The organism is Microcella daejeonensis (assembly GCF_026625045.1).
In the GTDB taxonomy this organism is placed as follows: Bacteria; Actinomycetota; Actinomycetes; order Actinomycetales; family Microbacteriaceae; genus Microcella; species Microcella daejeonensis.
In genome coordinates this window covers 2,190,786-2,202,691 of sequence record NZ_CP113089.1, presented here as the reverse complement: position 1 = coordinate 2,202,691, position 11,906 = coordinate 2,190,786, and the positions used below count along the sequence as shown (strand labels likewise).

The window sequence follows — 11,906 nt, the reverse complement described above, 5'->3', positions numbered from 1 at the left end:
TCAGGAGGGCGGCGACCCCGCGCTCGCCTGCGACGTGCGCCACACGTGATCCCACCCGGGAGCGAGTTCCGCCGCGCGCTGCATCGCGAGCACGAGAGAGCCTTCGCGGGCGATGCCCTGACCGGCGATGTCGAACGCGGTTCCGTGATCGACCGACACCCGCACCACCGGCAGACCCACCGTGATGTTCACCCCGTCGTCGCCGTAGACCGCCTTGAAAGGGGCGTGACCCTGATCGTGATAGCAGACGATGACGAGCTTCCAGCGACCCTTCACGGCCTGCGGGATGAGGGCGTCGGCGGCGATCGGCCCGTGAGCGTTGACGCCCGCGGCCCGGGCCCGCTCCACGGCCGGCGCGAGCACGTCGGCGTCCTCGTCGCCGAACAGGCGGTTCTCCCCGGCGTGCGGGTTGAGACCGGCGACTCCGATGGGCTCGTCCGATCTACCGAGGGATTCCGCGAACGCCCCGACGAGGCGCAGGACGGCGTCGGTACGTTCGGGAGTCACGTCGTCGATAGCTCGTCGGAGGGAGACGTGGGTCGTCAGGTGGAACAGGTAGAGGTCGCCGGCGGAGAGCACCAGCGAGTAGTCCTCGACGCCGAACTCGTGGGCGAGCAGTTCGGTGTGCCCGGGGAATGCGTGTCCTCCCATGTGCATGGCCGCCTTGTTCAGCGGGGGTGTGACGATCCCATCGACCGATCCCTCCTTGGCGAGCCGGCACGCTTCGACGACGAACCGGTACGCGCCGTCGCCGGCCTCCGCTGAGAGCTCGCCGACCGGCACGTCGCCGAGGCTCGGCCCGGTCTGGACGAGCTCGATGAGCGCGGGGTCGTTCGTCGCCTCTCGGGGATCGGCGATCACCCGGACGGCGTCGGGGTCGAGGCCCGCGATGCGCGCGCCGCGCCGCATCGCGTCGGCATCGCCGATCACGACGGGCACGCAGCGCTCCCGGAGCTCGGGGTGCTGCAGGAGGGCGCGGGCGAGGATCTCCGGGCCGATTCCTGCCACATCACCCAGGGTGACGGCGAGTGTGGGGACTGCTGCGGTGGTCAATGATCCTCCCGAGAGATCGAGTACGCCGCTGGTGCGGCGTCGGCGGTGCCGCCGATGGTGGTGATGGTGGGTGTCGCGGTGATGTCGAGGAGGACTCTGTGCTCCCCGAAACCACCCGCTTTGGTCCAGATGATGATGCCGGGCGCGTCGCCGTCATCGGCCATCGACAGCGGCACTCCCTCCGCTGCCGCGCCGGTCACCGTGAGCGACCCGACTCCGAGCGAGCGCAACGCCGCCCTGGCGCCGTCGCCTCCGACGAGCCCGAGGCGCGCGACCCCGCCCTCGCGCACGATCGTCGCCACGGCATCCCCCATCGCCTCGGCGATCTCCTGCGCCGCCGCGGTGCCCGCACGCGGGTCCCGCATCTCCGGCGGACGGACGAGTAGGATGGACGACGCGTCGGCACTGACGACCGCGCACCGGAGGCGCCCGGTCGCGCTGCCGTCGGTGATGTCCTCGAGGGTCAGGTCGACGACGATCGTGCCCGGGCGCTCCGCGAGCGCGGTCGCCTGCGAGCGTGCCACGTCGTGGAGGGAGGTCACCTGCACGAGATGAAGCCCCGTTGCCGAGAGCGGCCGGCGTCCCGCCGCGGGGAACGGGTTCTGCGGTCCATGCTCGTCGAGCGCGGCCCAGCTCTCGGCGACGGCGATGGCGAGTCCGGCGGAACCGACCGGGACGGCGCGCGGCCCGATCGCCGCTATTCGAGCGGCGATCGCCCGCAAGTCGCCGTCATCGGCCGCGTCGAGGATCAGCACATCGCCCGCCGCTGCCCCGTCGATCTCGTCGACGAGGGCTCGCCGTGATCCGCGCACGAGGTCGAGGATGTCGCTCGAGGCGACGGGGGTGACGGGGTCGGTGCCCGCGGCGGTCATCGACACCGGCACGCCGCCCACGAGCAGCTGGCCGGCCACCACCGTGCGCCCCATCGCCGGGTACGCCGGACACACCACGGCGAACGCCCCGGGATGCCGAGCACTCCACCCCTCGAGCGCCCCCGCGATCTGCCCCGCGATGCTGCCGCGCAGGGTGGAGTCGACCTTGAGGTAGAGCAGACCGGCCTCATGCGCCGCGTCCACGGCATCGTGGACCGACCGGGCGGCGTCGACCGGAGCCAGTGCTCGGCTGTCGGTCAAGATCGCGATGACGAGAGGCGCCCCCGAGGGTGCGGAGCGAGAGGACCCGCCGTCGAGCTGGATGCGCGTGTTCCATCCGCGCCGCGCGAACTGAACCGCGGTATCGTTCGCACCCGTCAGATCGTCAGCGGCCACGAGGACGGTCACCGCACTACTGGCGTCATCCACCTCAGAGCTTCGGTTCGTCATGCGCTGCCGCTCCGTCGGCGCGCCGTTCCGCGCCGCCTCGCACGATGGAGTGGTCGTCCGCCTCGGCCGACTGCTCCTCTTCGGGCGATGTGAGCGCCCCATTGCGCTTGAGCACGAGGGAGGCGATGAGCGGCGCGAGGATCGCGGTGACGAGCACTGAGGCGGCCACCTGCGCGGTCGCGACCTCGACGTACGGAGCAAAGCGCTCGTCGATGGCCCCGACGATCGCCGGAGTGGCGATCGCGTTGCCCGCCGTCGTCCCCGCGGCGAATCCCAGACCGCTCTTGCGGCCCCGGCGCAGCAGGAACCGGTAACCGAGGTACACGAGGAATCCGGTAAATGGAGCGACGATCAGACCCACGATCAGCCCCTGCGCGCCACCGGCGACGACGTTGCCGAGGTTGATTCCGGTGCCGAGGGCGAAGGCGAAGAAGGGGATGACGATGGCCGGCACCGGGAGGAGCACGTTCTTCCACTTCGGGTCGAGGTTACCGACGATCATGCCGAGGACGAAGGGCACGACCGCGCCGACGAGGGCGAGCAGGGGGATGTCGGCGAGGCCGGAGGCGCCGAGGAACAGCAGGCTCAGGAAGGGTCCGTCGTTCACCGCGGAAGCGATGTACGCACCTCGATCGCGGTAGTCGCCGTAGCGTCCCGTGAAGGCCAGCCAGAGCCCGCCGTTGCTGTTGTCGACCGCGACGAGCAACGCGAGGATCGACACGCCCAGGATCCCGTCGAGACCGACGAGGAGCCCGATCCCGATCACGAGGGCAGCCGGGATGAGCGACTTGGTCAGCAGCACGACGCCCGCGTGGGCGAGTACCGGACCGGTCGTGCGCGCAGTGACCTGCGTTCCCGTGGCGAAGATCAGCAGGGCGATCAGAGGCAGCGCACTGTTCTGGAACAGCGCCGTCGTGAAGCTGCCGATGGCCAGCGCATCGGCGAAGAAGGTGCCGACGATCGAACCGAGGATGAGCGGGATGAGCATGAGCCCACCCGGGATCCTGTTCATGCCGTCGTAGAGGGGAACCGAGAGTCGCGATCCTGCAGCCATGGTGATTCCATCTCCTTCGATGGGGTCGAGGGGCATCGCCCGTATGTACGTACAATTGGTCCTACTTTTACAGTTCGTGCCAAGGAAGTCAATTTTCCTGCTCCCTCCGGGTGTTCCCGTGACCCCGCCCGGGATAAGCCGTTGCCTCCGCGGTCGACCGGTTTGACCGATGTCGTCGCAGTGCGATGCACTGTACGAATGACGAACCAGGGGACGGCGGATCGCGATCTCGAGAGCACCCACTGCCCGGACTGCGGCACCGTCGCACCGTTGCCGATCGTCTACGGCTACCCAGGCCCGCACCATATCCGCGCAGCCTTGCGCGGCGAGATCGCGCTGGGAGGCCAGGTGCATTCCCCCGTACGACCGTCGTTCGAGTGCCGCAATGAGCACTGCGGGCACACGTTCGACACCCCGACGCTCTGACGGATCACTGGACGCGCGATCCGGCGAGCGCTGGGACAAGCTGGCACGATTGGTCCTATGAGCACGCCCCAGCACCTCATCCTCGTCTCCCACGATCAGGAGGGCCACGCCACCGGGCTGCTGCCCGCCGAGGCGGACGCCCCTCAGCTCAGCGTGCTCGACGCCTCGGTGACCCGCGGCGATGGCGTCTTCGAGACGATCAGCGTCGGGTCCGGGCATCCGCAGGCGCTCGACGCCCACCTCGACCGCTTCGCCCGCTCCGCGCGCATGCTCGACCTGCCCGAGCCCGATGCCGGACTCTGGGGCGATGCGGTGCACGCGATCGCCGAGGCGCTCGCGGGGCACGAGGAGGCCTGGGTCAAGACCGTCATCAGCCGCGGCATCGAGGGCGGCAGCACCCCGACGGGCTGGGCCTACGGCTCGGTCTCGCCCGACTTCCGCCGCGAGCGCACCGAGGGCGTCGCCGTGGCACTGCTCGACCGGGGCCTGCGCAGCGATGTCGCCGAGACGGCCCCGTGGCTGCTCGCGGGCGCCAAGACGCTCTCCTACGCCGTGAACAAGGCCGCCGTGCGCGAGGCGCAGCGCCGCGGCGCCGATGACGCCCTGTTCGTGTCGAGCGACGGGCTGCTGCTCGAGGGCCCGACGTCGACGCTCATCGTGCTGCACGACCGCGCGCTCGTGACCCCGCCGGCCGCTCTCGGCATCCTGCCCGGCACGACGCAGCACGACCTGTTCAGCGCCGCCCGCGATTGGGGTCTCGATGCGCGCGTCGACGTGCTGCGGCCCGACGATCTGCGCACCGCCGAGTCCGCATGGCTCGTCTCGAGCCTGCGCCTGGCCGCCCCGATCCGCGCGGTCGACGGCGCCGCGACCCCCGTGGACGCGGGGCTCACGGCGGCGATGAACGGCTTCCTCCGCTCGCGCCGCTCCTGAGCGTTCCCGGTGCATTGCTCGTGCGTGCGAGGGATGCCCGGCGTAGTGTCGAGGTATGAACACGACCGTGGACTGCCTCACCGACTGGATGACGCGGCAGCGGTGGTACGCCGGCAAGGGCCGGGTGCCGAACCTCGTCGATGTGAGCTCCGAGAACTGGGCCTCGCCCGACGAGGACGCCCGCATCGTGGTGCACATCCTCCGCGACCTGGCGAACAATCCGCCCTCGCTGTACCACGTCCCCGTCGTGGCGCGTCGGACGGTGCCGAAGGGCATGGGGCCCTACCTCATCGGCCGGGACGAGAACGACGACTACCTCTTCGACGGCGCGCACGACCCCGCGTACACCAGCGCACTGCTGCGGCGCATGCACGTGCACCGCGGCGACGAGCACTCGCGGGTGCACGCCGGCGAGCAGTCGAACACCTCGATCATCTTCGATCAGGGCGGTGAGGCGCCCCTCGTCGCCAAGATCTTCCGCCTGGTGCACGCGGGCGAGAACCCCGACGTGACCCTCCCCTCCGCGCTCACCTCGCGCGGCTACCGGCAGGTGCCGAGGATGCTCGGCTCGGTGACCGCCCACTGGGACGACCCGCACCGCAGCTCGCGCACCGAGACCGGGCACCTCGCCTTCGCCCAGGAGTTCGTGCAGGACGTGCGCGACGGGTGGGAGCTCGCGCTCGAGACCGCCGCCCGCGGGGACGAGTTCACCGTCGAGGCCGAGCGGCTCGGCCGCACCACCGCGGTGGTGCACCGGGGGCTCGCCGAAGCCATGCCCGTCCGCCCGGCGACGCTCGGTGACATCGTCGGCTTCGTCGCGGGCTGGCACCAGCGGCTCGCCGTCGCGACCTCGGACGTGCCCGCGCTGCGCGAACTGCGCCCCGCGATCGAGGCCGTGTACGACGCCGCCCAGGATGCGCCGTGGCCCGCCCTGCAGCGCATCCACGGCGACTTCCACCTGGGGCAGGTGCTGCGGCGCTCCTCGGGGGAATGGGTTCTCGTCGACTTCGAGGGCGAGCCGCTGCGCCCGCTCGAGGAGCGCACCCGGGTCGATTCGCCGCTGCGCGACGTGGCCGGAATGCTGCGCTCCTTCGACTACGTCGTCGGCTCGCGCCTCAACACTGCGGCCGATGCCGCGGCGCGCGAGACCGTCGACACCGGGTGGTCGCACCGGGCCCGCGCGGCCTTCCTCGACGGCTACATCCGCGAGAGCGAGATCGATCTGCGGGCGCACCGTGCGCTGCTCGACGCCTTCGAGCTCGACAAGGCCGTCTACGAGGCGATGTACGAGGCGCGCAACCGCCCGGCGTGGCTGCCCATCCCGCTCGCGGCGGTGCGGCACCTCGTCTCGGCGGAGCGCGCGAGCGCCCGACCCTAAGGTCGGGGCGCCCGCGCGATCGCGGCACCGCCGCCTCGCCCGCGAGGGCCTCAGCGGCGGCGGAGCGCCTCCATGAGCAGGGCCTGCAGCGCCTGCAGCTGCACCGTGCCCTCCTGCACGACGGCCTCGTCCGAGCCGTCGAGAGCGCGGGCGGCGAGGCCCGCCTTCGAGTCGATGAGGTCGGCGATGCGGGCGTCGATGGTCTGCGCGGCGAGGATGCGCCATGCCGTGACCGGCAGCTCCTGGCCGATGCGGTGCACCCGGTCGATCGCCTGCGTCTGCTCGGCCGAGGTCCACGAGAGCTCGGCGAGCACGACGTTCGAGGCGGCCTGCAGATTGATGCCGACGCCGGCGGCCGAGAGCGAGCAGACGATCACGGCGACGTCGGGATCGTTCGTGAAGGCGTCGATCGCCTCCTGCCTGGCCTTCGTGCTCTGATCGCCGCGGATGCTGACGGCCCGCAGACCGGCCTGCGCGAAGTGCGCCTCCGCGGCATCCATCACGTCGATGTGCTTGGCGAAGAAGACCACCTTGCCGACGTTGCGGGCGAGCTGCGCCGTGTAGTCGGCGGCCAGCACGGCCTTCGCCGTACCGATGCGGCGCACGAGCGTGAACACGTTGTCGCCGTTCGTCGAGCCCTTCGACTCCTCGAGCTCGGAGTGCGCGACGAGGCGCACGAGATCCTCGTCGATGCCGACCGGCGCGGTGTCGCGCGCGGCGACGACGCGGTCGTAGCGCTCGACCAGACGGGCGACGAGAGCGCGCTCGGAGGCGCGGATCGATCGGCCGTACTCGTCATCGAGCTCGACGGGGATGTCGGCGATGCGACGGGCGGGGATGTCGGCGGCGACGTCGACCTTCTTGCGCCGCACGATGCCCATCTCGATGACGCTGCGCCGGGCCTCGGCGAAGAAGCCCGGATCCGCGGGGGTCAGCCCGCTCTCCTCGAGCCGCAGCATGAGGCGACCGAGCGGCTTCTTGTCGTCGATCCATCCGAGGAACTTCCAGATCATGCGGAAGTCCTCGATCTGGTTGATGAGAGGCGTGCCGGTGAGCGCCATCATGAGCGCGCGCGGATTGAGCGTGCGGATGCTCTGCGCGAGATTCTGCACGTGGCGCGAGCGCTGCGAGGTCGCGTTCTTGATGAAGTGCGCCTCGTCGACGACCATGCCCTTGAACCCGAAGCGCCCGAGCCAGCCGACGTGGCGGTCGAGGATCTCGTAGTTGACGATGATGACGTCGCTGAAGGCGTCGAGGTCGTCGCCGTCGCCGTGCACGACCGTCGAGGTGCGCCCCGGGATCCAGCGCTGGACCTCGCGCGCCCAGTTCGTCTTGACGACGTTCGGCACCACGACGAGGAGCGGGAAGGCGCCGGCGACGTTCGCGGCCATGAGCGCCTGGGCGGTCTTGCCGAGTCCGGGCTCGTCGGCGAGGAGGAAGCTGCGGTGACCCGCGCGGACGGCCTCGATGAGCCGCGCCTGGTGGCGCATGAGCTCCATGCCGCCCGGCGTGACGAGCGAGCCGGCCTCGGGCAGCGGCATGCTGGCGGACTGGCCGCCCGCTCCGTACTCGAACGAGCGGAACAGCGGCTCGATGAGCTCCCAGTTCGAGAGCCGGGCGGTCGCCGGCTTCGGCTCCGCCGCGAGGGCGGAGAAGTCCGGGGCGAGGAACGGGTTCGCGAGCTGCGCGCGCTGCACCGACGGGGGCAGCACCTGCTTGGCGGCCTCGGGCTTCGCCGCCTCGGGCTCGCTCACGATGATGAGATCGTCGGGCTCGAGCTCGGCGCCGGAGGCGAGCAGCATGTCGCGCCGCATCATCTTCGCGGTGTCCGAGATCTTCGCCTCGGGCGCGAGCAGCGCGATGAGCGTCGTGTCGCGCGCGGCGGTCTTCGCCATGATGCCCGCGAGACCGTCGAGGCGCTTGAGCACCTCGGCGCGCTCGCCCTCGGGCACCTCGCGGTCCTCCTTGACGCGCGCGCGCTCCTCGCGCACGAGCAGCGCCGCCACCTGGAACTTGACGCGGTTCGAGCCGCTCACCTTGCCCCCGCGCTCGGCGGCGCTCTCCACCTCGCGCACGGCGCGCGCGAGGATCGGGATGATGCCCTGCTCGTCGAGCGGGCGGCGTCGCCGTGCGGGGGTGCCCGCGCTCTTGCGCGACTTCTGACGCTGGCCGGTCTGGGCCATGCTCCTCCTCGAAGGACGCTCCCGGTGCGACGACCGGGGGCATGCGGGGTGCGGGTGACAGGGCGTCCCGAGCGGAGGCAGAGCATCCTCTCGACGACGCGCCGGCACCGGCACGCGTGGGTGATCCGTGTCATGCGTGGACCGTGTCCGTGGACCGTGTCCCGACTGCAACGGCCCCGCCGTGGTGCGCGGAGCCCGGCTCCCGAGCCCTGACCCGGTCGAGAACGACACGGTGGGCTGCAGAAGCTGACGGTCAGTCTACGCCTCTCCGCGCTCCGCGGCGACGCGGGCGCGCGGCGGACTCTCAGACCCCTCCGCCGCCGCCTCCGCCCCCACCGCCCCCGGCGGACCCTCCCCCGCTCGACCCGCCGGAGGAGCTCGAGCCCGAGTAGCTCGACGTCACCGTGGACGCCATGGCGCCGACCCCGGCGGAGAAGCTCGCGACCGAGAACGATCCGGTGCCCCGGTACCACTCCGGCTGGTACGTCTCGTCGGCGTATCGGCCGAGGACCTCGGCCCACTGCTTCTCGTGGTGGAACAGCACCGCCCACGGCAGCAGCCGCTCCGTCAGCCGCAGCTGCTCGTCCCGGCTCGAGGCATCGACCGGGTCGCGCAGCGCGCCCTCGGGCGACTGCAGCACCCGCATGCGATCGGCCTCGGCGAGACGGATGTACCGCTCGAGCCCGCGCAGATGATCGCGCACCTCGCTGCCCTCGGCCGTGAACGGCCGGCGGTACAGGCAGACCGCGACCACCGCGAAGCCGCCGATCGCGAGCAGGATGAGGGCGAACGGCAGCCCGCCGCCCCGAGCCTCCCCCGCCGCGATCGCCGCGCCGACGCCCATCGCGACGAGGGCGAGGAGGGCCAGCGCCGTCAGGCCGAGCCCGTGCCGGGTAGCGACGGGGCGACGCAGGCCCCGCGTCGTCATGCGCCCGTCCTCCCGCAGCAGGAGCTTCTGGATGGCGGTGCCCGTCGTCGTGTCGCTGTTCGTCAGCGTCTTCTCGGCACCGGGGACGAGGCCGGCGGGGAAGAGCACCTCCAGCAGGGCGCGCTCCGCGCCCTCGACGCCCTCGGCCGACTCCAGGCGCAGGCGCCACGAGCGCTTGCGCCCTCCGCGCCCGGTGCCGGTCTCGATGATCGTGATCACGCGGCGCACCGCGAGGTCGACCAGTTGGCTCGCCACGGCCCGGTTGCGATGGTGCAGCAGGAGCGCGGCATCCATCACCGGCAGCCCCCGCGGCGGCAGGTACTCGGCGACGATGACCGGGCGACCGGGCGCATCGCGGTAGCGGCCGCGGCGCAGGACGACCGCCCAGGCGGCGGTCGCGATCGCCGCGAGACCGCCCAGGACCTGCACGACGGCGCCCGGGCTCGCGAGGTAGGAGTCGTCGTAGAGGGTGAAGGTGCCCGGGCGGAACCCGAGTGCGACGGTCGCCGTCTCATAGGGGGCCTGACCATCGGCGGTCGCGACGACGGTGCCGCCCTCGAGCGCGATGGGGCAGGGGTCTGTCGAGCCCGCCGCACCCCGGTAGCAGAACAGCCGTTCGGGCAGCAGCGCCTCGGCGAGACCCTCTCCGAGCACCACGCGGGCGGTCACGCGGGCGAAGGGCTGGGCCCAGTCGGTCCCCGTGACGTCCCAGTAGAACTCCTCGGCGCCGGTGTCGTCGAACGCGTCGACGGCATCGCGCAGGGAGTAGGTGATCACGTAGGTCTGCACCCCGCGCACGAACTGCCCCTCGGGGACCGCCGCGGTGACGCGCGTGACGCCGTCCTCCGACTCGACGGAGTACGGTCGGGCGATCCCGCGCTCGTCGGTCACGGAGTCGACCTCGAGCCCGGTCGGACGGCCCTGGTAGCGCTCCGGGATCTGCCGGCGGATGCCGCGGTTCTGGTCGGCCTCGGGGAACCGGGCGACGAGGGTCTCGACCACATCGAGCGTCGCCCGGCCCCGGGCGTCGCGGTCGAGCCGGTACTCGACCTCGATCGAGTCGAAGACGAAGTCGTCGACCGAGCCGCTGGACGCGGCCTGCGCCGGCACGGGCACCGCCGTGAGCCCCGCCGTGACCGACCCGACGACCCCGAGCGCGAGAGCGGCCAGCAGCAGCAGGGCGGCGGTGCGATGCGGCGTCGGGCTCATAGGGGCGAGGCTAGCGGCCCTCGTGCCCGTGGGCGCGGCGGCCTAGAGTGTGCGGATGACCGAGGTCTCGACCGCGGCCGCCCCGGTGCACGGCGACGACGCCGCGCTGGAGCGGTTCCGCGAGCTCCTGCGCATCCCCACGGTGTCGTCGCGGAGCGGCGGCGATCCGGAGCCCTTCGACCGGTTCCTCGCGGCGCTGCCGCGGCTCTACCCCGGAGTGCACGCCGTGCTGCAGCGCGAGCGGCACGCCGGGCACGCGCTGCTCTACCGGTGGGAGGGGCGGGAGCCCGGCCCGGCGACGGTGCTCATGGCGCACTACGACGTCGTACCGGCCGACGACGAGGGATGGGAGCACCCGCCCTTCGACGCGGTGCTCGCGCGCGACGAGACCGGTGAGCGGGTTCTCTGGGGCCGCGGCACGCTCGACGACAAGGGCGCCGCGGTCGCCGTCCTCGAAGCCGTCGAGCGCCTGCTCGCCGAGGGCGTGACGCCGCGCCACGACGTGCTGCTCGCCTTCGGGCACGACGAGGAGACGGCGGGGACGGGGGCGCGCGCGATCGTCCGCGCGCTGGAGAAGCGCGGGGAGCGCCCCGCGCTCGTGCTCGACGAGGGCGGGGCGATCGTGCAGGGCGCGTTCCCCGGGGTCGCCGAGCCCTTCGCCGTCATCGGGGTCGCTGAGAAGGGCGTGACGGTGCTGCACCTGCGCGTCGACCAGCACGGCGGGCATGCCGCGAGCCCGCCCCCGCTCTCGGCCACCGATCGGCTCGCGCGGGCGGTGCTGCGCCTCGCCGAGCGCCCCGCTCCCGTGCGCCTCGACCCGACCACCCGCCGCATGATCCGCACGCTCGGCGCGCACGCCCGCCCGCCGCTGCGCACCGTCTTCCGTCTCGTCGACGTTCTCGCGCCCGTGCTCGCCCGGGTGCTTGCCCGCCGCGGTCCCGAGACGGCGGCCATGGTGCGCACCACGCGCGCGGTCACCGAGCTGCGCGCGGGGCACGCCGCGAACGCCCTCGCCGAGCGCGCCGAGGCCACGGTGAACATGCGCGTCGCTCCGGGCTCGAGCGTCGAGGAGGCCGTCGAGCAGGTGCGGCGGGCGATCGACGACCCGCAGGTTGTCGTGAGCGTGACCGATCCGAGCGAGCCCTCGCCCGTGTCGCCCGCCGAGGGCGAGGCGTGGAACGCGGTCGTCGCGGCGGTGCAGGAGGTGCATCCCGGATTGCTCGTCACGCCCTACGTGATGATGCAGGCCAGCGACGCCCGCTGGTTCACGACGATCAGCGATCACGTGTACCGCTTCGCGCCGTTCCGGATGAGCGGCGAGGAGCGCTCCTGCCTGCACGCCCGCAACGAGCGCATCAGGGTCGACGCGTGGCTCGAGGGCATCGAGGTCTACGCGGCGCTGCTGCGCCGGCGCTGAGCC

General features: G+C 72.2%; 9 protein-coding genes. 4 read left to right on the top strand and 5 right to left on the bottom strand.

What is annotated here, in order from left to right:
* From pdxA to OVN18_RS10650, 3 genes are read right to left on the bottom strand one after another with little or no spacing between them, the layout of a single operon-like run.
* Positions 1 to 1,053: a 4-hydroxythreonine-4-phosphate dehydrogenase PdxA gene (pdxA, locus tag OVN18_RS10660; RefSeq protein ID WP_267780759.1), complete on the bottom strand. Its 1,053-nt coding sequence runs from the start codon at positions 1,051 to 1,053 to the stop codon at positions 1 to 3.
* Positions 1,050 to 2,333, bottom strand: a complete 1,284-nt coding sequence (locus tag OVN18_RS10655) for a four-carbon acid sugar kinase family protein (protein ID WP_267780758.1) — start codon at positions 2,331 to 2,333, stop codon at positions 1,050 to 1,052. Before OVN18_RS10655 ends, pdxA begins: the two co-directional genes overlap by 4 nt.
* A gap of 22 nt (positions 2,334 to 2,355) precedes the next feature.
* Positions 2,356 to 3,429, bottom strand: a complete 1,074-nt coding sequence (locus OVN18_RS10650; protein WP_267780757.1) for a 2-keto-3-deoxygluconate permease — start codon at positions 3,427 to 3,429, stop codon at positions 2,356 to 2,358.
* A 198-nt stretch (positions 3,430 to 3,627) separates the two neighbouring features.
* Between OVN18_RS10650 and OVN18_RS10645 the strand changes: the two genes are divergently transcribed.
* From OVN18_RS10645 to OVN18_RS10635, 3 genes are read left to right on the top strand one after another with little or no spacing between them, the layout of a single operon-like run.
* On the top strand, positions 3,628 to 3,855 hold the full coding sequence (locus OVN18_RS10645) for a hypothetical protein (protein WP_267780755.1): 228 nt from the start codon (positions 3,628 to 3,630) through the stop codon (positions 3,853 to 3,855).
* Between the two features lie 57 nt (positions 3,856 to 3,912).
* Positions 3,913 to 4,788: an aminotransferase class IV gene (locus OVN18_RS10640; protein ID WP_267780753.1), complete on the top strand. Its 876-nt coding sequence runs from the start codon at positions 3,913 to 3,915 to the stop codon at positions 4,786 to 4,788.
* Between the two features lie 55 nt (positions 4,789 to 4,843).
* Entirely contained in the window at positions 4,844 to 6,166 is a 1,323-nt protein-coding gene (locus OVN18_RS10635) for a maltokinase N-terminal cap-like domain-containing protein (protein ID WP_267780752.1), read from the top strand.
* Between the two features lie 50 nt (positions 6,167 to 6,216).
* Here the strand turns inward: OVN18_RS10635 and OVN18_RS10630 are convergent, their stop codons facing one another.
* Complete coding sequence (locus tag OVN18_RS10630; protein WP_267780751.1) at positions 6,217 to 8,349, bottom strand: DEAD/DEAH box helicase; 2,133 nt, start codon at positions 8,347 to 8,349, stop codon at positions 6,217 to 6,219.
* Between the two features lie 304 nt (positions 8,350 to 8,653).
* Entirely contained in the window at positions 8,654 to 10,486 is a 1,833-nt protein-coding gene (locus OVN18_RS10625) for a DUF2207 domain-containing protein (RefSeq protein ID WP_267780750.1), read from the bottom strand.
* A gap of 55 nt (positions 10,487 to 10,541) precedes the next feature.
* On the opposite strand from OVN18_RS10625, the gene OVN18_RS10620 reads away from it, so the two are divergent.
* Positions 10,542 to 11,903, top strand: a complete 1,362-nt coding sequence (locus tag OVN18_RS10620) for a M20/M25/M40 family metallo-hydrolase (protein ID WP_267780749.1) — start codon at positions 10,542 to 10,544, stop codon at positions 11,901 to 11,903.
* The last annotated feature ends 3 nt before the right edge of the window (positions 11,904 to 11,906 follow it).